The organism is Metaclostridioides mangenotii, from assembly GCF_017873185.1.
GTDB lineage: Bacteria > Bacillota > Clostridia > Peptostreptococcales > Peptostreptococcaceae > Metaclostridioides > Metaclostridioides mangenotii.
On record NZ_JAGGJX010000004.1, the window covers coordinates 120,751 to 142,657 of the forward strand.

Sequence of the window (21,907 nt, forward strand, 5' to 3'; positions counted from 1 at the left end):
CGCAGGTTACTCTACATTGGTAAAGTAGTAAGATATTCAAAGAATATTTTTTTAAAGCTTATATACAAAAGATCGATATGTATTTAATCTAAAAGTAAAGATAAGGAGTATTCGACAAAATAACTTTATTTAGTTATAATGATCTTGAATTTATATCCATACGAAAATAAGGGAGGATTAAAAAATTGTCAAAAAAAAGAATTAAACGTAGAGTTAAATATAGAATTAAACGAAAACCTTTATTATTATTAATCGCAATATTTTTTTTATTAATTGTTAGTTATAATAAAATCTCTAAAAATGCCAATGAAAAAGATGTTATTAAAGAAAAAAATCATACAAGCATTACTTTGAGCTTTGCTGGAGATGTTACAATGGGTAATTATATGGGTTCAACTGGGATTGAAACTTTTAACGGAGAGTTTGAAAGACAAAATAGAGACTACTCTTATTTCCTTAAAAATGTTAAATCAATCTTTGAAAATGATGATATCACTATAGTTAATTTAGAAGGACCATTGACAACTTCTACTGTTGGAAATACAGAGAAACAATTTGCTTTCAAGGGAGATCCCTCTTATGCAAAAATTTTGAAAGAAGGAAATGTAGAAGCTGTAGGTATAGCAAATAATCATTCCTTAGATTATTTCGAAAAAGGGTTAGAAGATACTAAAAATGTTTTGGATAATAATAGGATAAAATATTCTGGAATGGGTGAAAAGGCAATAATAGAATCCAAAGGTATTAAGGTCGGACTACTTGCATATAATGGATGGGAATCTAACTATAATGATAAATATTTAGAAGGGATTAAAAAAGATATAGATCAACTTAAAAAAGAAGCCGACTTAGTTACAGTTTATTTCCATTGGGGTGTAGAAAAAGAGAATTATCCAACACAGGTTCAAAAAGATTTTGCTCATTTTAGTATTGATAATGGTGCTGATTTAGTAGTGGGGAGTCATCCTCATGTACTTCAAGGTATTGAATCTTACCAAAATAAAGATGGAGAGACAAAAATGATAGCATATAGTTTGAGCAATTTTTGCTTTGGTGGAAATAAAAATCCTAGTGATAAAGATTCTATGATATATCAGCAAACATTTAATTTTGAAGATGGAAAATTAATAGACTCAGAAGAACCAAATATTATTCCATGCTCAATATCGTCATCTAAAATCAGAAATAACTACCAACCTACTCCATTATTAGGGGCTGAAGCTAATAGAGTTATGAATAGAATTAAAGCATATAGCAACAACCTATAAAATATTTTTTAGTGCACTAAGTTTGTGGTAATGACTTTAAAGATACTTATGGGAAAGATTTGAGTTGTTAGTATAATTCATTAAATCGAAATAAAAAAGGCAGGAAACAAAAGTTTCCCACCTTTTTTTATTTCGACTTACCTCTTGAGCTTTACTACATCATACCTGGCATTCCTCCGCCCATTCCTGGCATTCCACCAGTTGGATCTTCTTCTGGTAAATCTGCTACTGCAGCTTCTGTAGTTAAGAATGTAGCACCTATTGATGCTGCATTTTGTAGAGCTGATCTAGTAACCTTAGTTGGGTCAACTATACCTGCATCTATCATGTTTACATACTCTTCGTTTAATGCGTCAAATCCTATTTCTGGTTTAGAATCTATTACATTTTGAACTATTACAGCTCCTTCAAGACCAGCATTTATTGCTATTTGCTTTAATGGTGCTGTAAGTGATTTTCTTATTATTTGAGCTCCTAATTTAACTTCGCCTTCAAGCCCATCAACTAGATTGTCGATAGCTGGAATTACATTTACTAAAGCAGCTCCACCACCAGCAACTATACCTTCTTCAACTGCTGCTCTTGTAGCGTTAAGAGCATCTTCTATTCTTAATTTTTTTTCTTTCATTTCTAATTCTGTTACAGCTCCAACTTTAACCACTGCAACTCCACCTGCTAATTTTGCAAGTCTTTCCATTAATTTCTCTCTATCGAAATCAGAAGTTGTTTCTTCTATTTGATGTTTGATTTGGTTTACTCTTTCTTCAATTTCACGTTTGTCTCCACCACCAGCTACTATTGTAGTGTTTTCTTTAGAAACTTTAACTGAAGAAGCCTTACCTAACATTTCTATTCCCGCTTCTTTAAGGTCAAATCCTAATTCTTCAGATATTACTTGTGCTCCTGTAAGGATTGCAATATCTTGAAGCATTTCTTTTCTTCTATCTCCAAATCCCGGAGCTTTAACTGCAACTACATCGAAAGTACCTCTTAATTTATTAACTATTAAAGTAGCAAGAGCTTCACCTTCAACATCTTCTGCTATTATTAATAATTTTTTACCCATTTGAACTATTTGCTCAAGTATTGGTAGTACTTCTTGTATGTTAGTTATCTTTTTATCTGTTATTAATATATATGGATTGTCTAAATTAGCTTCCATCTTGTCTACATCAGATACCATGTATGAAGATAAGTATCCTCTGTCAAATTGCATACCTTCAACAGCGTCTAATTCGGTGTTCATAGTTTTTGACTCTTCTACTGTTATAACACCTTCTTTACCTACTATTTCCATAGCTTCTGCTATTAACATACCAACTTCTTCATCTCCAGCAGAAATTGAAGCAACTTGAGATATAGCTTCTTTTCCAGAGATTGCTTTTGATTGAGATTTTAATTCTTCAACGGCTACTTCTACTGCCTTTTGAATACCTTTTCTTAAAAGTATAGGGTTAGCACCTGCAGTTACATTTTTAAGACCTTCTCTTATTATTGTCTGAGCAAGAAGCGTTGCTGTAGTCGTACCATCACCAGCAACATCGTTAGTTTTAGTTGCAACTTCTTTTACAAGTTGTGCACCCATATTTTCAAATCTATCTTCTAATTCTATTTCTTTAGCTATCGTAACACCATCGTTAGTTATAAGTGGTGATCCAAACTTTTTATCTAATATAACATTTCTTCCTTTAGGCCCTAATGTTACTTTAACAGTATCAGTTAATTTATTTACACCAGTTTCTAAAGCTCTTCTTGTTTCCTCTGAAAATTTAATTTCTTTTGCCATCACAAATCCCTCCACTTAATATTTCTTATATTTTTCTAAACTCCACGTTGTAAATACATCTACACTAGTTTTAAATTCTTTTTAGTTTGATCTCTTTTGATGAATTGCTATATCTTTATACAAATTGAAATAGCTATTACTCAAATAATAACTATCTCTAAATTTGTACTAGTCTTCTAATACAGCTAGCACATCACTTTGTTTTAATATTGTGAACTCTTCACCTTGCAGTTTTACTTCTGTACCCGCATATTTTTGGAATATAACTTGGTCCCCAACTTTCAATTCCATAACCACTTCTTTTCCTTCTACTATTCCACCAGGACCTACTTCTACTACTTCAGCAACTTGAGGTTGTTCTTTCGCAGCACCTGGTAATACTATTCCGCTTGCAGTTTTTTCTTCTGCTTCTACTTTCTTAATTACTACTCTGTCAGCTAATGGTTTTATCTTCATTTTTACTCCTCCTATACTATGTAGAAATAAATTTTATTTTATAATCTGTCTTGTTATCACTCTATCCAATAGAGTGCTAATAATTATTATGATATACCAACTCTACATAATTTTCAATACTTTTTTAGTAATTTTTATAATATCGGTGAAAATAATCTAGCCACCGATTCTTTAACTTTTCTAGTGAATCCTCTCTTATTAAAATTCTCTAAAGTAAGTTCCTCACTACACTTTAAATCATTAAAAAAATCATCTGTCATTCTCTCTATAACTTTTTTATCATAAATGAACGCATTTACCTCGAAGTTTAGCATGAAACTTCTAAGATCCATATTTGCAGATCCTGTTGATGCTATTTCGTCATCAATAATAACTACTTTAGAGTGAATAAACCCTTTGTTATACAAGAATACTTTTCCACCAGCTTCTAAAATTTCTTCAAAATATGAATGTGATGCTATATTTACAATCTTATGATCTGCAATCTTTGGAAATATAATTATAACCTCGACGCCTATCAAAGCTACACTCTTTATTGCCTTTAATATACTTTCATCCGGTATGAAATAAGGAGTTTCAATATAAACTCTTTTTTTCGCCTGACAAATTGCAGTAAAATAGGCGTAGTGAATATCCTCCCAATCGCTATCAGGTCCACTTGCTACTACCTGTATCATGCTGTCTCCAACGTAATCCACAGTTGGAAAAAGCTTTTTAGTCTCTATAACTTCTTTTGTTGTGTAGTACCAGTCTATTATAAATGTCATTTGAAGCATATAAATAGAAATTCCTTCTATCCTTATATGAGTATCCCTCCAATAACCGAACTTCTCTTTTTTACCTAAATACTCATCTCCAATATTTATGCCACCAGTGTACCCAATTATTCCGTCAATTACTACGATTTTTCTGTGATTTCGATAATTTAACTTACCACCTATAATAGGAAACTTCGTAGGTAAAAACGCAGCAATCTCTATACCTACAGATCTCATTTCATTAAAGAACTTCCTATTAAACCAAAATCTCCAACACCCTACATCATCGTATATTATTCTTACTTTGACACCTTGCTTTGCCTTTTCAATAAGTTCATGTTTAATTACTCGACCAATTTCACTGTCTTTAATAATAAAGTATTCTAAATGTATATGATCTTTTGCATTTCTTATGTCTTTTATTAAATGTTCAAACTTTTCATTTCCATCTATAAATACATCTACTTTATTATTCTTCGTAAATGGAAACATACCTGTTTTTAAGAGTAAACTTATTACTCTTTTTATCGAGCTTCCATCCTCTTCCTCTGAAAGCAGCTTATTTTGCTTTATTGATTCTATTTCTAATTCAACAACCTCTTTGATTTTTTCTAAGGTATTAAAAAGTCTTTTTTCCTTTATAGTGTTAGCTAGCTTCTGGGTTTTAAATAATTTGATCTTTCTAATATTTCTCCCAGAAACAGCGTATACTACTAACCCTATTCCAGGAAATAATATAAACATCAGAAGCCAAGACATAGTTTTAGCAGGGTCTCTATTTTCAAGCAATATTATTACCGAAATAATTGCTCCCACTAAGTACGAGATGGCTAAATAAATTAGAAATAACATTAATCCTAATCCCATAAATATTACTCCTTAGTTTTGTTTATTTGCCAATACCAAGCTCTCTTGCATAATAGAATAAATATTGTTGTGCAAATCCCGCTAAAGAACCAAATTTATCCATAGAGTATGCTCTTATTTTAGGCAAACTAAGATCCTCTTCTAGGTAAAATTCTTGCATAACTCTCTTAACCCATACATCTACAGGGAAAGTATCGTATTTTTGCATTCCAAATAGCGCGATGCAATCACAAACTTTTGGACCAACTCCATTAAATTTCAAAAGTTCTTTTCTACAGTTTTCTGTATCTAACTCAAAGTATCCACTTACATTGTCTTCATTTAAAAATACCAATTCTGCTGTACTCTTTATGTATTTATCTCTAAATCCAGTTGAGCATGCTCTTATTTCTTCTTTTGTCGCTTTATTTAGTTCCTCTGGAGTAGGAAAAGCGTAATATTTTTGCCCTTCGTACTCTCCTATATATTTTCCAAATTTCTCAGATAAATTCTCTATCGCTCTTTGTATCATCGGAATTCTGTTATTTGACGAAATTATAAAGGATACAAGCATCTCCCATCCGTCTTGTCTTAATATTCTTATTCCCCATCCAAAGTCAGATGCCTTGTCTAAGTACTCATCCATATTTTTTAAAGTATTCTTTATCTCTGTATAATCTGTTCCTAAATCGAAGTAATCATACCAAATATTATTAAAATCTTCTAAATTTGTATTGTTAAATATTGCTTTTCCTTCTTCACTTTTCACATTTAGTATTTTTCCTTTTACAACTCCAGTATACGAACCATCCTCTTGTAGCTTCCATCTAAAGCACTGACCACATTCAAATATATGCTTGGCATCAAAATCTGTTAATCCTTCTACTATAACAGAGTTATTTTTTTCAAAAGTTTTCATTATATGTTCCCCCTTTGTAAGCATTAGTAATTATTTTATCTATTTTAGTATATACACATGTTTTTACTATTTTAACACATATAATGCTATTTTAAAAATACTGTCTTCAATTGTATCGATTTGTAAGTAGATAAAACTTTATTATAGAATAAAAAAAGCGCAAATGCAGTATTTTGTATACTTATAGCATCACTTAGTGATTTTTGCTATACTGCTATTCGCACCTATAAATTTATCTTATCAACTTATAATGTAGGTTAATTTAATCTGTTATTTAGTACTTTATCTAAGTCTAGTCTAGCTATTATTTAACTAATTTACTATATTAATCGTTATTTAGGCTAAAATAATATACCTATTAGAAGTATCGCCGAAATAACTTGAATTGTTCCAACGCCTAACCCGTACATTGATACTTCTTTCCCCTGCTTTACTAGATCCACTACGTTTACTTTTAAACCGATTGCTGCTAAGGCTGTTATTTCAAATTTATTGCTTATTGCCTTAAATCCAAGTGACATACTTTCTGGAATAACATTTAAGGAGAACAATGCACACATTATAAAAAATCCAAATACATACCAAGGGACTTTTGCCCTAGTTTTTGATTTATTCGTTCCTTTAATATCTCCATTATCACTTGACGCTTCCTGATCTGACCTATTTTTTAGATATCCAAATAGTAAAACTACAACCACTAGCATTATTACTCTCATAATTTTAAATATTGTAGCTAGATCTTTTACTTCTTCTCCAACAATAGCTCCACTTGCTACAACTTGCCCTATAGATTGAAGAGTTCCACCTATTAGCGCAGATGTTCTAAGGACTTCCTGATTGTACAGAAATTTAGATAAGATAGGCAATATAAACATCAGAAAAATTCCCGTTACATTAACAATTGTTATCGCTATTCCTTTATCTTTATCGCTTGCGTTTATAACTGGTGCAGTTGATGCAATAGCCGATGAACCACACACTGCGTTACCACTTGCCATCAGATATCTAAAATTTTCTCCAAAACCAAGCTTTTTTCCTATAAACATAGCTGAAATTATCGTAATGGACATCTGTATTACTATAAATGATATCCCAGATATACCAAGTCCTAGCAAAGATTTTATACTAAGTGTTCCACCTAACAAAACTATTGAAAAAGCAAGTAAGTTTGACTCAGAAAATTTATACCCTTTTTGAAATATCTGCTGACCTAAGAATAAATTACCTACAAACATCCCCAAAAATATTGCAATTGATGCTGCTCCTATTTGTGGAAATAATTTAGATAATAGTATACTCAAAAAGGCAACTCCCACCGACACTATTAACCCCGGAATGATATCTTTTATATATTTTATCGACGATTCTACTGTTATTTTAGTCATAAATTACGTCCTCTCTTATTGATTATATTTATAGTATATTATTTGTATAATCATAAGTAAAATAAATATATCTTATAGTAACCATTATATATTTTAATCATTATTAGAAGTGTTAAGTTTTATCTATTATTAAGTTATTGGAATTGATATATAGTATAATTAATTTAAGAAGCAAAAATATAATTTAAATAAAACTCGGAGATGAATGCAATGTTAGAGGAATTAAAAACACTTATAGCTGTCGTTGAATGTAAAAATTTTACAAAGGCAGGTGAAAATCTAAAACTTTCTCAGCCAAGTGTTAGTACACATATTAAAAACCTTGAAAACAGATTTGGAGTCACTCTTATTGATAGATCTATAAAGCAAAAGACTATATATATTACCGAAAGTGGATATATACTTTACAATAGATCCAAAGAAATCTTAAATCTACTCGATAAAGTTGACCATGAAATGAAAGATGTTTCAGACTCGGTAATTGGGCATGTTAAAGTTGGGGCTAGTTTTACCATTGGCGAGCATATACTTCCTAAATTTCTCACTAATTTTACCAAATCTTACCCCGATATAGATATAGAAATTTTTATTCAAAATACATCTCAAGTATCTTCTCATATAAAAAATCTAAACTACGATGTAGGACTTGTAGAAGGTACAACTTCTTCATCACACTTTATACAAAAATATTTTTTAATGGATAAGATGATTTTGGCAATGCCATATGATAGAAATTTATCTTCAGAAAATTTTTCATTTGATAGCCTTCAAAATAAGATATGGGTTGCAAGAGAAAATGGATCTGGCACAAGAGAATACTTAAATATGTTTTTAAACAGCAATGAAATAGTACCTAAAAACATAATAATACTCGGCAGCAATTACGCGGTAAAAGAAGCTGTCAAAAATGGTCTTGGAATAACGATCATATCTAATTTAGTTACTAAATCAGATGTAAAAAACAAGACACTTTCTACAATAGAATTAGATGAAAACTTCAACAGACATCTGTCATATATAATTCCAAAAAATACAACATTATCTAAGTCTGTCGATGTGTTTTTAAGTGAACTATGCAATTACTGCAGTAAATTTAATAATTAATGCTAAGAAAGATAGGGGTTTTGATTATTTTCAAAACCTCTATTTAATGATTACAAATTCACAATACTTTGCTTTAACTTTTTCCATATTCCCTTCACCCAAAAGTCTGGTATATAAGATGCCGCACTGCTTCCAATATTCTAGTATAAAATCTTTAATTTACCTTCTTATATCAAGTCAACTTATAAATCAAAACTGAACATAACAATTCTGTTAGTTTATTGTTATAGACATCGATTGAATCAAGTTTATAAATAATATAAAATTTGAATAATCAAAATAAATTTAATTCCTTTTATAAATTTATTATGGAAGCGATTTTTACCAAACGGACTAAAATTTCAACTTATATTAGGGGGTTATAATGAAAAAATTCGATTCATTTACTTTAAAAATAATAGCGATAATAACAATGCTACTAGATCATATATATACTTATATTGGACAAAGCAGCTTAAATATCCCGATATGGTTCGGGTATCTAGGAAAGTTAGCAGCTCCAATATTCTTCTATTTAATTGTTGAAGGCTATTTTCACACAAGCAATAGACTTAAATATCTGACTAGGTTAGCTTCTTTTGGGCTGTTGATGATAGTCATAGATAAGGTGATAAATATTAATAATAATATATTTTTATCGCTTACTCTATCTATAATTATAATGATGTTAATAGACACAATTCGTTTTGGAAAAAGCAACAAAATTGCTGTATTTTCTGCGATTGCTTTAATAGGCTGCTCATCGATATACCTTTTTACAGAAGCATCAATTTACGGTTTAATAATGACACTTACTTTTTACTTCTGTAGAGATTATAAAATACTACTGGCTCTATGTTATATCTTATTAAGCATTTTTCCAATTTTCCCAGCACTTTCTACAAAAGATGCCTATGAGCAATTATTCTTATATGATTACCAGTGGATGATGATCTTTGCAATAATACCTATTCTTATGTACAACGGGAAACTAGGATTAAAAAATAATTTTACTAAGTGGATGTTTTATATTTTTTATCCATTACATTTAGTTATAATTATGATGGCTTCGACCATCATATAATTCAATTATCTGGAATTTTTTTCTCCTATTATGATATATAATATATATTAATTAAAATTGAGGTAAAAAAATGGGCATAAGAGTTAATGTTTTATTAAAATTACCTTCAATAAGAAATGTGGAGGTCTTGTCAGGTGAACAAACTATAAAAAATAAACTTGCCCAAGTAGCAAATGCAATAGGAGCTTCCATATCGCAAATAAGTGGTCAATACGAGCAAATATACATCTACACAAAACAAAGTAGAGATGACAGCTTAAAAGATGCTAAAGAAAAGGCAACTCAGCAGGCAATACTTGCTGGTGCAGTTCCATAAACTATCGAACTTGTTGAAGTCGAGGAAACTCTTTTGGCTTATCACCCTTAAAATCCTATTTAGTATCATTTTACAATACAATATTTTATTTATTCATAGTTAAAACCCCAAAACCAGTATATTTTTATTGTATACCAATTTTGGGGTTTATATAAAGTCTTAAATAATATTAGTTATTATGTATCGTATCTACTCTAACACGAATATATCAATATTTCTTCTACCAAATTGTCTTGCCTCTTTATTTGAATTCATAAATACATCAACTTTTGTACCTTTGATCGCTCCACCTGTATCATTAGCTCTGAATGTCTTATCAAAGTACGGTATATATACCTTAGAGTACATAGGGATCACATTAGGATCCGTAGCTATTGTACCCCAATTTGGCTTTTCTCCACTTGCAGTTACTCTATGTCCGGAGTATGCTGAAGCATTAGAAGTATATTTTTTACCTTTTCCCATAAATTCTCCATTTGATTTAAATAAGTACCATTTGCCATCCATATATGTATGTTTCTTTACAAGATTAGAGTTATTATCGAAAAAATAACTTTTTCCATCTATATCTTGCCATCCTTTTACAGCAATATCTTCTTTGTAATACCTGTCCCCTTTCCAGCCATTAAATTTAATAACTGGATCAATCGAAAGTCTCTCACCTAATATAACAATTTTCTCTGCTTCTACATATGTAAGCTCTTTTGCATTATTTTTAGATAGTACTATATTAGTATCGTTGTTTGAAGCTAAAGGTATACCAGTTATAGAATCTGGGAAACTGTCTCCTTTAGTAGTGTATACTACTTCTGTATTATCGAAGAATTTATTATGTATTTTTTTAGATGTATCATATCTATCTTCACCCGCTACTCTTTCAGTATTAGCGAAATTCTTTTCTACCCAGCTACCTACTACATTTTCTCCACCGGCTACATAGACTTTATTCGGATTGAAGCTTTTAATCTTATCTATTAAGTCTGAATCGGCATCTTTTGGTGTGATAAATAGAGGAATATTTTTATTATGCGCATACGAAGATATACTGATTGAATCAGCGAAGTTCTCTCCACTTACAATTATCAACTCATCTATGCTATCTTTATCATAAACGTAATCATTTACTATAACTGAAGTATCATAACGATCGTCGCCAGCAAATCTTTCAATTTCTAACCCGTTAGCTATAAGTTTATTCTCAACATCTAAACTGATAGATGTCTCGTCTCCTATCAATATTACTTTTTTTGTATTTAATTTTATTAATACTGATAAATTTCCACTATTTAAACATTCTTTTTCATTTAGTATGATAGGTGCCTCATATTTTTTAGATAAACCTATAGCAGATATAGAATCTGGATACGAACCCCCATTTGCTAAAATTACAGTATCTGCTGTTGCATATGTATTTAACGCAATTTCTCTAGATGTTTCATACCTATCTTCCCCTGATATTCTTTCATAAACTATATTTTCTTCTGCATAACTTTTATTATTAAAAGAGAATATTGCTACTATAGTTAATAAAGATAAAATAAATTTTTTATGTCTAATTATAATATTCATTGACTATCTCCTTTTTATGTCTAACTTATTACTATTTTACATTTTCTGGTAAATTACATTTTTTGAGTATATCATTAAATCAAAAAAGTTACAAGTTGTAACTTTTTAAAATTAATAAAGATTTTTGCATTCATTATGAATTAACGAAAAGTAATAGTTATGTTTTAGCGTTTATGGCCATTACCAAAAACTCGTTACGTTTTAAAAACACAACAAATTATTTAGTACACTATATTTGTAAATAGCAGCAATCAAAATATAATTTAAATTAAATTAATAAACAGAGAATAGAAGGAAAATAATATGGAAAGTAATCTAAATGTCTGCAATATTTAGAAGAGAATTATAATTTATCTAATAAATCTTTTAAATTTAAATAGCCAGTGAAATTTAAATTTAAATTTCACTGGCTATTTTTTATTTTAACTAAATCATTCGAAACTAGTGTCGTTTTGTCAATACTATTTTAAAAGATAGTAAATTATTCTCCTGATTGTTTCGTCAAAATAGATGTTATTAAACTTACCTTTTATTTTGTAGCAAACTCTCTACTACCTGGCTTTATTACGTCTATCTTTCCTTCTTTACAAAGCGGACATTCATTGACATCATAAACTTGAATATCAAGCTTTATAGCACTGTATATTGGTATTCCGATATCTCCGCTAGTTCTGTTGGCTATACAAGCAACTCCTATAACTTCTCCACCAAGCTCCTCTAAAACTTTCTTAGTTTCTAAAGTAGATTTTCCTGTTGTAACAACATCTTCAGCTATTATGATCTTAGCTCCTTTTTTTATTTCAAATCCTCTTCTAAGTTCCATTACATTGTCTTTTCTTTCAGTAAATATTGCTTCTTTACCTAATTGTCTACCTAACTCATAAGAAACTACTACTCCACCCATAGCAGGCCCTACTACTATGTCTATATCTAAATCTTTTATTTGGTCGACTACAGGCGCTAAAACTTTAGCTGCTCTATCTGGAAATCTTAATACTTTAGCACATTGTATATATCTATTACTGTGCTTTCCTGATGAAAGAAGAAAATGCCCTTCTAATAATGCACCGCTATCTTTTAATATTTCTACTATATCTAAATTTTTCATAATTATCTCCTATTCGTATACCTAATATTTATAAAATTTCAGTTATTTTTTACTAAAGTATTCCTCTTATTTCGTCTAAGTTCTTAATTCCTTCACTATCCATGAATTTATTTATTCCTTCTATTATATCTAATCCTATCTTAGGATCTATAAAGTTTGCAGTTCCTACTTGTATACAGGTAGCCCCTGCCATAATAAATTCTATAGCATCTGTTGCTTTAGTTATTCCACCCATTCCCATTACTGGTATGTCTACAGTTTTACATACTTCGTGAACCATTCTAAGCGCTATCGGCTTAATTGCTGGCCCAGATAGACCTGCATATACATTTTCAAATACAGGTTTTCTTGTCTTAATATCTATTGCCATAGCTTTAAATGTATTTACTAGGGATATTCCGTCAGCTCCCTCTTCTTCACACACTTTTGCCATTCCTACTATATCTTTTGCATTTGGTGATAATTTTATGATTAATGGTAATTTAGTGATATTTCTTACTTCTCTAACCACTTCTCTAGCTACTTCATTTTTTATACCAAAGGCCATCCCACCTGCTTTTACATTTGGGCATGAAATATTTAATTCAATAATATCTATAGATTGATCATTTAATAACTTAACGCCTTCTAAGTATTCGCCAAGTGTTCCTCCACCTAAGTTCGCTATTCTAACTAAATCTAATTTACTGAAATTAGGAAGTTCTTTTTCTATAAATCCTTTAACACCAGGATTTTCTAGACCAACACTGTTCATCATTCCTGAAGGCGTTTCCCAAACTCTCATACCGCTGTTTCCATCTTTTTTATTAAGTGTCAGTCCTTTACTACTTATTCCACCTAATTTATCTATATTGTAGATTTCCCCATACTCTCTTCCAAATCCAAATGTTCCAGACGCCATTATTACTGGGTTTTTGAAGTTGATATCCCCAAACTTTACATTTAAATTAGCCATTGAATACCACGTCCTCTCCCCAAAATACTGGGCCATCTTTACATGTCTTTTTATTTCCTTCTTTGGTTTTACATGTACAAACTAGACAAGCCCCTACCCCACACGCCATATGATTTTCTAAAGATACCATAATCTTAGTATCTGCACCTTTAACCATACCTACTAATTTCTCCATCATTGGTGTTGGCCCACATGTTAGTATATAGTCGTACTCGTTTACATCTATTATGTCAGTTACAAATGTACTTCCCGTTGTTGTATAAACATTTTTACAAACTGCCTTGTATTCATCTTCAAGTATTACTTCATTTCTAAATCCAAGGTAAGCATCGCAGTTATCTATATTTTTAGCTACTAAGTGAAGTGGTGCTATTCCTATTCCTCCACCTACTAAAGCAACTTTTCCTTCTACTTTTGTATATCCATTTCCATAAGGACCTTCTAGTTTAATATCATCATCCTTCTTTAAATCACTTATTATTTTAGTTCCTTCTCCAACAACCTTGTATATAAAAGTTATTCCTTCAGAATCGATATCAAATATGCTTATTGGTCTCGATAAAAGCGGGTACATATCCCATGCTCTAAGCATATAGAACTGACCCATCTCTCCTTTGAAGTCTCCTTCAACTTTAATTTTATACATATCATCGCCGATATATTTATTTTCTATAATTTTATACATTGAATTTCTCCTATTCATTGATCTCATCATCTAAAAGCATCATTATTAAAGCCATTCTCGCATACATTCCAAATTTTGTTTGCTTGAAATACACTGCCCTCTTATCTGAGTCTACATCTGCATCTAGCTCTCCATTTCTTGGAAGTGGGTGCATAATAAGCATGTCATCTTTAGCTGCTTTAAGTTTTTCTTTATTAAGATGGTAACAACCTTTAAGTCTTTCATACTCGTCCATATCGCTAAATCTCTCAGATTGAACTCTTGTCATATAAAGTATATCTAAATCGCCCATCACATTCTCTAAATTGTCTGTTTCAATGTAGGATGAATCATCTAATGCATCTTTAACATACTCAGGCATCTTTAACTCATCTGGTGATATGAATATAAATTTTATATTTTTGTACTTAGATAGCGTCTTTACAAGAGAATGTACTGTTCTTCCGTATTTTAAATCTCCACAAAGTCCTACTGTGTGGTTATCTAAGCTTCCTTTTAATGATTTTATTGTAAGCAAATCTGCTAGGGTTTGTGTAGGATGTTGATTTCCTCCGTCTCCTGCGTTTATAACAGGTGCTTCAGAGTAGTCTGAGGCAATTGAAGCCCCTCCCTCTTTAGGATGTCTGATCGCAATTAGATCAACATAGTTTGAAACTGTTCTAACAGTGTCTTCAAGCGACTCACCTTTTGTAGTAGATGATGAATTAGAATCTGAGAATCCCACAACTTTTCCGCCTAATCTAAACATAGCTGACTCAAAACTAAGTCTTGTTCTTGTAGATGGCTCGAAAAATAGTGTTGCGAGCAATTTCCCTTCACATGCAAGTGAATATTTTGATGGGTTATCAATTATTTTTTGAGCTAACTCTAATAATTGATTAATCTCCTCTATAGAAAAATCTTCTGGTTGGATCAAGTTTCTTGATTTCATATTTTCCTCCTTTTTTAGCCTCTCTGGACTAAAATTAAAAGTTATTTTTGTACTTTTTTATACTGCTAGTAGCTTATCATTTATTTAAGATAATGTCAATATAGGTCGAGGGTTTGATAAATAAAAAACACCCCAAAATATCTTCGTTTATCTTTGGGGTGTTATACACTACTATATTATATATTAAATTATTTACTATTTAAATTATTTACTTATTCAAACTATATATGGTTGATATTTCCATCTATTAAACAGATGAACTTATCACTTTTATAAAACTCTCTTAGCTGTCACAAATCTTTGAGTGTAGTAATCTGACTCAATACTTGTCACTTTAATATTCTTACCTGAAGATGGCGCATGTATCATACTACCTCCACCAACATATATACCAACATGGCTTACTTGCCCAGAGCCATCTGTAGTAAAGAATACCATATCCCCTGGCTGTAAGTTTGATTTGCTAACAGTTTGTCCAAATTTAGCTTGCTCCTTTGAAGTTCTTGGAATAGATACTCCTGCAGAGTTATTGAACACATACTTAGTAAATCCAGAACAGTCAAAACTATTAGGTCCTTCTGCTCCCCATACATATGGAAGCCCTTGTTTTGAGTACGCTAGGTTAAGAACTGATTGCACTGATGATGAACTAGCTGCTGGGACATCTGAAGATGAATTGCTAGATTCTTCCTCTGATGATTTAGATCCATTATTTGCTGATTCATTATTTTCTGAATTTGTGTTAGTGTCCGCATCACTTGATTCAGTTACATTTTCTTCTGTTCCATTTGATTCAGTACCTTTTACTTGAGCAGATCCGTTCTCTTCTGTTCCTTTGTTTTGTAACTCAGGTACAGTCTTTTGTGTAGAATCAACTCCAGCATTGTATTCATCAACTATTGGAGATTTATCAGTTACATATTTTGAGTATACATAACCTTCTTGCTCGTTATGTTTAACTTTTAACCATTCTCCATTGTCCTCTAAAACTGTAATCGCAGTTCCATAGTCTAACACCTCAAAGACTTCAGAATCAGTTCCTTCTTCCGATCTAAAGTTTAGTTTGCTAGCATCAACATATCCGTCACATTCCTTTAGGTCTAAATATTTAGCTGACATCCAACCTTCTAGTGATCCATTTTCTACCTTAAGCCATTCTCCCTGCTTACCTAGAACCTTAAAGCTATCACCAGAATAGGCAACATTTTGTACTTGTCCGTCTACTTGCTCATTTCTTACGTTTACTGCTACTCCATCTTTAACCACTGCAGTTTTAAATCTTACATCCTGGTATTCTTGTGTTTCTGTCATATCTATCTTTTCTACGTCTTGATTTTGTTGTGAATAATCTGCAGGATTTGCATAAGAAACTATACTTGCCGATAAAGCTACTGCTGTAGCAAAGACTGGTGCAAAAATTTTCTTCCTCATTATATTCCTCCTAAAATTGACATATGTAAATGTCTTTTTCATGAGTACATTTAAGAGCTTGTCCAAGATAATGGATACTAATTTAATTGTAACTATTTTGTAATCAAAAGTTTCAATATTTATAGTATCCTTATATTATGTAATATTGTTATTATTAATCTTGTATAGTAGTATAGAATAATTAATTCGCCCAATTAATTATTCAGATAGCTCAATTTCTAAATATACATCATCTATTTTATTATATCTTATGGGTATATAAAAGTAAAGCTATGCTTAAATATTTTAGATATAAGAGCCCAACAAATACACAATGGAATTGTGTATTTTTTTGTTTTATCAATTAATAAGCCGTTAAATTTTTCCATAATATACCAATATATTTTTCATAAAATTAGACTTATAAAATCTACTCATTTAAAGAATAATAATCTAAAAGATAATAAGATTTTAAATATTAGTATAAATATACTTAAGCATTGTAATAAATATGTTTATACGTAAATAACACAATAGTAGACACAAAAAAGACGAGTTAAAATAACTCGCCTTTTATTATATATAAGGATATTTAATTTAACGAACTAAATCTTAAACCCATCCTCTTAATTTCATAGCATCTGCAACTCTCTTGATTGACATCATGAATGCAGCAGTTCTCATATCAACACCAAACTCTTCTTTTAAGTCCCATATAGCGTTGAAAGCTTTAGTCATTGAAGCAACTTGCTTCTCTTGAACTTCTTCAAATGTCCAGTTGTATCTTTGTAAGTTTTGTACCCACTCGAAGTAAGAAACTGTAACACCACCAGCATTAGCTAGTATATCTGGAACTAAAGTTACTCCGTTATCGAAGAAGAATTTATCAGCTTCTGGAGTTGTTGGTCCATTAGCACCTTCACAAACTAATTTAGCTTTTACTTTTGGAGCTGTTTCTTCGTTTAATTGTTTTTCAAGAGCACATGGCATTAATATGTCAACTTCTCTCTCTAAAACTCTTATATCAGAAGCTTCAGCACCTGGGAATCCTTTTATACATTTGTGTTCAGCATTGTAAGCTAATAAAGCTTTCATGTCTATACCATCAGCATTGTAGATATTACCAGTGTGGTCTTCTACTGCTATTACTTTAGCACCAAACTCTTCTATATATTTACCTGCATAACTACCAACGTTACCGCATCCTTGAAGACCAACAGTTACGTTATGTAAATCTATTCCTAATTTATCAGCAGCTAATAATGCCATCTTAGCAACACCGAAACCTGTAGCTTCAGTTCTAGCTAATGATCCGTAGAATTCTACTGGCTTACCAGTGAATACTCCTGGTTGGAATTCTCCTGTAACTTTAGCGAACTCGTCAACCATCCAAGCCATTATTTTACCGTTAGTATTAACATCTGGAGCTGGTATATCTATTTTTTCTCCTATAACTGGAGCTATCGCTGCAGTATATCCTCTTGCTATTCTCTCTAATTCTGCATCAGAATATTTAGATGGATCTAAAGTTATACCACCTTTACCTCCACCATAAGGTATTCCTACTACTCCACATTTAAATGTCATCCATATTGATAACGCTTTCACCTCATCTAAATCAACAGCTGGATGGAATCTTACTCCACCTTTATATGGTCCACAAGCGTTATTATGTTGAGATCTGTATCCAGTAATTGTCTCTACTCTTCCATCATCCATTTTAACTGGGAAATTTACTTCTAATACTCTCATAGGATTTTTTAGTGTTTCGTAGATTTCTGGCTCAAGTCCTAATTTATCACATGCATTTTTAACTTGAGATTGTGCCATTTCAAAAACGTTTAAATCTTTTACTGACATTTTGAAAGCCCCCTTAAATATATTATTGTTATATGTACTCGCCATACTCAGAAAAACCATTTCCCGAGTTCACACTTAGATTATAGCATACTTTTCCCAATATTAGTATATCAAATTTCAAGTTTATTTTTTAACTTTAATTCATTATTTATTTTTATTATTAAACCTTTTCTGAATATTTTGTTTTTTCTTTAAATAGATTTATTATTTTTACCCATTGCATATAATGAATAAAAACCACCTTAAATAGGCTCCAAAACACTTAAATCCAGTGCTTTTTATTCTATTGAATACTACATAATATAAGCATATTCTACAAATAAATAGCTTTAAGAAGTTTTAAAAATTTTAGTTAAAATTTTCCAAATATTCGTAAATAGTAAACTTCTTTTTACAATTAAATTTAAAATAAATATGATTGTTATATCGAAAGATATTTGTTATAATACTATTGAATATAAAATATACATATCAAGGAGGATTTCAAGATGGCATATAAAATTACTGACGCTTGTATAAGCTGTGGAGCATGTGAGGCTGAATGTCCAGTTAGCTGTATATCAGCAGGAGATGATAAATACGTAATAGACGCAGATACTTGTATAGATTGTGGATCTTGCGCTGGCGTATGTCCAGTTGACGCTCCTCAAGGAGAATAGTTTATTAAAAAGACTGATTTAGGAAAATCCCAAATCAGTCTTTTTTTATTATAGAAATTAGTCTTTTTAATTATATTAGTTTTCTTCCTTCATAAGGTATGAAAGTGTAAACAAACTCTCTGTTAAGTTAACATTCTCTACTATAACACCTTCTGGAACTTCCAAATCTATAGGTGCAAAATTCCAAACTCCCTTAATTCCCGCTCTAATTACTCTATCTATAACCTCTTGTGCACCGTTTTTAGGTATACACATGACTGCTATATCTATATTGTTCTCTTTAATAAAGTCTTCAATAATATCTGGATCTAAAACATCGAATTCTCTAATCTTAAGCCCTATTATTCTTGGATTTGCATCGAAAAGTGCTTTTATCTCAAAACCTGCATTTCTAAATCCCGAATAATTTGCTATTGCTTGTCCTAAATTACCTGCCCCAATAAGTATCGCATTGTACTTATTATCTAAACCTAGTATCTTGCCAATCTCAGTGTATAGAGCTTCAACATTGTATCCATAACCCTGTTGGCCAAATCCCCCAAAATTATTTAAGTCTTGTCTTATTTGTGACGCAGTAAACCCTATGATATCACTCAATTCCTTTGAAGATATTCTCTGTATATCTCTATCCAATAAGTCACCAAGATATCTATGGTACTTAGGTAATCTTCGTATAACTGCCATTGATATATTTTTGTTAGTCACACAATCACTCCTTCTTACAAATTTCTATTTCTTTATTTAAATCGTTTCATTGATCAAAACTAATATATATAAGCTTGATTATATTATATCAAAATATTATAATTTTAGATAGTTCAAGGAGGTGGAAATTTTATGATTGTTTTATCATGTAACAATCTTAGCAAAAATTTTGGCATAGAGTCAATATTTAAAAATGTAGATTTTACAGTAAATGAAGGGGACAAAGTCGGTGTTGTTGGAGTCAACGGTACTGGAAAAACTACATTATTTAAGATAATCGCTGGCATTTATGAGTACGATACTGGCCATATTTATACCTCTAAAGATTGTGAAATTGGTTATTTAGAACAAAATACTAATTTTAACTCAAACAATACTATATTAGAAGAAGTCTTAGAAGTTTTTAATGATTTGATAAATATGGAAAAAGAACTTAGAAATTTAGAAAATAGAATAGCCGAAGAAAGTGTAAAATCTAGCTCTACTATTTTAGAAAAATTAATGGATGAATACTCGCACAAGCTTGAGCTATTTTCTGATTTAAATGGATATGGATATAAATCTGAAGCAAAAGGGGTCCTTAAAGGTTTAGGATTTAACGATATTGACTTTGACAAACAGATCAATGTACTTTCAGGTGGCGAGAAAACTAGGGTTCTTTTAAGTAAATTGCTACTAAATAAACCTACACTACTGCTACTAGATGAACCTACTAACCATTTAGATGCAGATGCTATAGAGTGGTTAGAATTATTTTTAAGGCAGTATAAAGGAACTGTTTTGACAATATCGCACGATAGATATTTCTTAGATCAAACAGTTAACAGGATATTTGAGCTGAATAATAAGAAGCTTAAGCTTTACAACGGAAACTACTCCGACTTTATTGTAGCTTCAAAGACAGAGAAAGAAATAGAACAAAAGAAATACGATGATCAACAAAAAGAAATTAAAAAGCAAGAGGAGTCAATAGATAGACTTAAGGCTTACGGTAGAGAAAAACACTTAAAAAGAGCTAGAAGTAAAGAAAAGGCTCTTGATAAAGTCGATTTGCTCGACAAACCTGATGCTGAAAGAGAAAAAGCTCGTATCAGATTTTCTCCATCTGTCCAAAGTGGAAACGATGTACTTGCTTTAAGAGATATATCTATGGGTTATGGAGAAAGAGTTTTATTTAAAGATCTTAATTTAGATGTATATCGCGGAGAAAAAATCGCTCTTATAGGTGCGAATGGTATTGGAAAATCTACTCTATTTAAGATAATAGACAACGAACTAAAACCATTGTCGGGTTCAGTTAAATTCGGAACCAATGTACACGTTGCATACTTCCATCAAGAGCAAAAAACTCTAAATTTAAATAATACTATAATAGATGAGATTTGGGAAAACAACACTCACTTAACCCAAACCTCTATAAGAAGTATGTTAGGTGCTTTCCTATTTAAAGATGAAGATGTTTTTAAAAAAATTTCTACATTGAGTGGTGGCGAAAGATCTCGTGTCGCAATACTAAAGATGATACTATCAAATGCCAACTTACTTCTTTTAGATGAGCCTACCAATCACTTGGATATAGACTCAAAAGATGTACTAGAAGAAGCACTTTCAAGTTATACTGGTACAATATTTACAATATCTCACGATAGATACTTTATAAATACAATCGCCAGTAAAATACTGGTTTTAGATGAAGAAGGAATAACTGAATACCTAGGAAACTACGACTACTATGTAGATAAGAAGAGACAAATGTCCGAAATGAGTGTAGTTGAAGAAGAACCTGAAAAAACTAAAACTCAAATAAAAGATGAAAAAAGAAAACAGAGAGAGCAAAGAGAAATTGAGAAGAGATCGAGAATTGAAAGACAGAATATAGAAAAAGAAATCGAGAACTTAGAAAAACAAATAGAATACTTAGATGAGATGCTCTGTCAAGAAGAGGTCTACTCTAATCCAGATAAAGCTAAAGATGTAAATCAAGAAAAACACAACAATGAAGAAAAGCTTTCTTCTCTGTACGAAAAATGGGAAAAACTAATATAATATTGATTTTCGTTTAACAAGCCAAATTCATATATGTGAATTTTTATCAATATATCTAAATATTAGATTATTCTACAG

The 21,907-nt window shown here is 31.0% G+C and carries 19 protein-coding genes; 6 read left to right on the top strand and 13 right to left on the bottom strand.

Translation table 11 applies throughout. The features are described 5' to 3' along the window. The first annotated feature begins 185 nt into the window (after nt 1–185). The gene (locus J2Z43_RS10360) at nt 186–1,268 is read left to right on the top strand and encodes a CapA family protein (protein WP_234926354.1); all 1,083 of its coding nucleotides are present in this window, start codon (nt 186–188) and stop codon (nt 1,266–1,268) included. A gap of 154 nt (nt 1,269–1,422) precedes the next feature. Here J2Z43_RS10360 and groL read toward each other — a convergent pair whose 3' ends face one another. The 5 genes from groL to J2Z43_RS10385 all read right to left on the bottom strand — a co-directional run bounded on the left by groL (nt 1,423) and on the right by J2Z43_RS10385 (nt 7,418). Then, complete coding sequence (gene groL / locus J2Z43_RS10365; RefSeq protein ID WP_209457135.1) at nt 1,423–3,054, bottom strand: chaperonin GroEL; 1,632 nt, start codon at nt 3,052–3,054, stop codon at nt 1,423–1,425. Nucleotides 3,055–3,222: 168 nt separating this feature from the next. Then, the gene (locus tag J2Z43_RS10370) at nt 3,223–3,510 is read right to left on the bottom strand and encodes a co-chaperone GroES (protein ID WP_209457136.1); all 288 of its coding nucleotides are present in this window, start codon (nt 3,508–3,510) and stop codon (nt 3,223–3,225) included. A 134-nt stretch (nt 3,511–3,644) separates the two neighbouring features. Then, nucleotides 3,645–5,135: a cardiolipin synthase gene (gene cls, locus J2Z43_RS10375; protein WP_209457137.1), complete on the bottom strand. Its 1,491-nt coding sequence runs from the start codon at nt 5,133–5,135 to the stop codon at nt 3,645–3,647. 22 nt (nt 5,136–5,157) lie between these two features. Further along, a complete protein-coding gene (locus J2Z43_RS10380; RefSeq protein WP_209457138.1) occupies nt 5,158–6,033 on the bottom strand; it encodes a DNA-3-methyladenine glycosylase family protein in 876 nt (291 codons plus the stop codon). A 341-nt stretch (nt 6,034–6,374) separates the two neighbouring features. Then, complete coding sequence (locus J2Z43_RS10385; protein ID WP_209457139.1) at nt 6,375–7,418, bottom strand: YeiH family protein; 1,044 nt, start codon at nt 7,416–7,418, stop codon at nt 6,375–6,377. 210 nt (nt 7,419–7,628) lie between these two features. On the opposite strand from J2Z43_RS10385, the gene J2Z43_RS10390 reads away from it, so the two are divergent. From J2Z43_RS10390 to J2Z43_RS10400, 3 genes are all read left to right on the top strand, one after another. After that, a complete protein-coding gene (locus J2Z43_RS10390; RefSeq protein ID WP_027702995.1) occupies nt 7,629–8,522 on the top strand; it encodes a LysR family transcriptional regulator in 894 nt (297 codons plus the stop codon). 364 nt (nt 8,523–8,886) lie between these two features. Beyond that, a complete protein-coding gene (locus J2Z43_RS10395; protein ID WP_209457140.1) occupies nt 8,887–9,585 on the top strand; it encodes a TraX family protein in 699 nt (232 codons plus the stop codon). A 70-nt stretch (nt 9,586–9,655) separates the two neighbouring features. Beyond that, a complete protein-coding gene (locus J2Z43_RS10400) occupies nt 9,656–9,901 on the top strand; it encodes a hypothetical protein (protein ID WP_209457141.1) in 246 nt (81 codons plus the stop codon). A 189-nt stretch (nt 9,902–10,090) separates the two neighbouring features. On the opposite strand, the gene J2Z43_RS10405 is transcribed toward J2Z43_RS10400, so the two are convergent. The 7 genes from J2Z43_RS10405 to J2Z43_RS10435 form a co-directional block, all read right to left on the bottom strand. After that, the gene (locus J2Z43_RS10405; protein ID WP_209457142.1) at nt 10,091–11,470 is read right to left on the bottom strand and encodes a cell wall-binding repeat-containing protein; all 1,380 of its coding nucleotides are present in this window, start codon (nt 11,468–11,470) and stop codon (nt 10,091–10,093) included. A 529-nt stretch (nt 11,471–11,999) separates the two neighbouring features. Next, nucleotides 12,000–12,578, bottom strand: coding sequence for an orotate phosphoribosyltransferase (pyrE, locus tag J2Z43_RS10410; protein ID WP_209457143.1), 579 nt, complete (start codon nt 12,576–12,578; stop codon nt 12,000–12,002). 52 nt (nt 12,579–12,630) lie between these two features. Next, a complete protein-coding gene (locus J2Z43_RS10415; protein WP_209457144.1) occupies nt 12,631–13,533 on the bottom strand; it encodes a dihydroorotate dehydrogenase in 903 nt (300 codons plus the stop codon). Continuing rightward, nucleotides 13,526–14,218, bottom strand: a complete 693-nt coding sequence (locus tag J2Z43_RS10420) for a dihydroorotate dehydrogenase electron transfer subunit (protein WP_209457145.1) — start codon at nt 14,216–14,218, stop codon at nt 13,526–13,528. Before J2Z43_RS10420 ends, J2Z43_RS10415 begins: the two co-directional genes overlap by 8 nt. Nucleotides 14,219–14,228: 10 nt before the next feature. After that, nucleotides 14,229–15,149 carry an aspartate carbamoyltransferase gene (gene pyrB, locus J2Z43_RS10425; protein ID WP_209457146.1) on the bottom strand — a complete coding sequence of 307 codons (921 nt, stop codon included), beginning with the start codon at nt 15,147–15,149 and terminating at the stop codon, nt 14,229–14,231. 270 nt (nt 15,150–15,419) lie between these two features. Further along, nucleotides 15,420–16,580, bottom strand: coding sequence for a C40 family peptidase (locus tag J2Z43_RS10430; RefSeq protein WP_234926355.1), 1,161 nt, complete (start codon nt 16,578–16,580; stop codon nt 15,420–15,422). A 591-nt stretch (nt 16,581–17,171) separates the two neighbouring features. Further along, on the bottom strand, nt 17,172–18,419 hold the full coding sequence (locus tag J2Z43_RS10435) for a Glu/Leu/Phe/Val family dehydrogenase (protein ID WP_209457147.1): 1,248 nt from the start codon (nt 18,417–18,419) through the stop codon (nt 17,172–17,174). A gap of 488 nt (nt 18,420–18,907) precedes the next feature. Here J2Z43_RS10435 and J2Z43_RS10440 point away from each other — a divergent pair, with 488 nt between their 5' ends. Continuing rightward, entirely contained in the window at nt 18,908–19,078 is a 171-nt protein-coding gene (locus J2Z43_RS10440; protein ID WP_024620915.1) for a DUF362 domain-containing protein, read from the top strand. Nucleotides 19,079–19,153: 75 nt separating this feature from the next. Here the strand turns inward: J2Z43_RS10440 and J2Z43_RS10445 are convergent, their stop codons facing one another. Then, a complete protein-coding gene (locus J2Z43_RS10445; RefSeq protein WP_027703005.1) occupies nt 19,154–19,783 on the bottom strand; it encodes a redox-sensing transcriptional repressor Rex in 630 nt (209 codons plus the stop codon). A gap of 132 nt (nt 19,784–19,915) precedes the next feature. Between J2Z43_RS10445 and abc-f the strand changes: the two genes are divergently transcribed. Further along, a complete protein-coding gene (gene abc-f / locus J2Z43_RS10450) occupies nt 19,916–21,829 on the top strand; it encodes a ribosomal protection-like ABC-F family protein (RefSeq protein WP_209457148.1) in 1,914 nt (637 codons plus the stop codon). Nucleotides 21,830–21,907: the final 78 nt, after the last annotated feature.

Coding starts and splice junctions, on each gene's coding strand:
- J2Z43_RS10415 (WP_209457144.1), bottom strand. CDS start 13,533: ATGGCTAATTTAAATGTAAAGTTTGGGGATATCAACTTCAAAAACCCA.
- J2Z43_RS10400 (WP_209457141.1), top strand. CDS start 9,656: ATGGGCATAAGAGTTAATGTTTTATTAAAATTACCTTCAATAAGAAAT.
- J2Z43_RS10420 (WP_209457145.1), bottom strand. CDS start 14,218: ATGTATAAAATTATAGAAAATAAATATATCGGCGATGATATGTATAAA.
- groL (WP_209457135.1), bottom strand. CDS start 3,054: ATGGCAAAAGAAATTAAATTTTCAGAGGAAACAAGAAGAGCTTTAGAA.
- J2Z43_RS10390 (WP_027702995.1), top strand. CDS start 7,629: ATGTTAGAGGAATTAAAAACACTTATAGCTGTCGTTGAATGTAAAAAT.
- J2Z43_RS10380 (WP_209457138.1), bottom strand. CDS start 6,033: ATGAAAACTTTTGAAAAAAATAACTCTGTTATAGTAGAAGGATTAACA.
- abc-f (WP_209457148.1), top strand. CDS start 19,916: ATGATTGTTTTATCATGTAACAATCTTAGCAAAAATTTTGGCATAGAG.
- J2Z43_RS10405 (WP_209457142.1), bottom strand. CDS start 11,470: ATGAATATTATAATTAGACATAAAAAATTTATTTTATCTTTATTAACT.
- J2Z43_RS10430 (WP_234926355.1), bottom strand. CDS start 16,580: ATGAGGAAGAAAATTTTTGCACCAGTCTTTGCTACAGCAGTAGCTTTA.
- J2Z43_RS10435 (WP_209457147.1), bottom strand. CDS start 18,419: ATGTCAGTAAAAGATTTAAACGTTTTTGAAATGGCACAATCTCAAGTT.
- J2Z43_RS10440 (WP_024620915.1), top strand. CDS start 18,908: ATGGCATATAAAATTACTGACGCTTGTATAAGCTGTGGAGCATGTGAG.
- pyrB (WP_209457146.1), bottom strand. CDS start 15,149: ATGAAATCAAGAAACTTGATCCAACCAGAAGATTTTTCTATAGAGGAG.
- cls (WP_209457137.1), bottom strand. CDS start 5,135: ATGGGATTAGGATTAATGTTATTTCTAATTTATTTAGCCATCTCGTAC.
- J2Z43_RS10395 (WP_209457140.1), top strand. CDS start 8,887: ATGAAAAAATTCGATTCATTTACTTTAAAAATAATAGCGATAATAACA.
- pyrE (WP_209457143.1), bottom strand. CDS start 12,578: ATGAAAAATTTAGATATAGTAGAAATATTAAAAGATAGCGGTGCATTA.
- J2Z43_RS10370 (WP_209457136.1), bottom strand. CDS start 3,510: ATGAAGATAAAACCATTAGCTGACAGAGTAGTAATTAAGAAAGTAGAA.
- J2Z43_RS10385 (WP_209457139.1), bottom strand. CDS start 7,418: ATGACTAAAATAACAGTAGAATCGTCGATAAAATATATAAAAGATATC.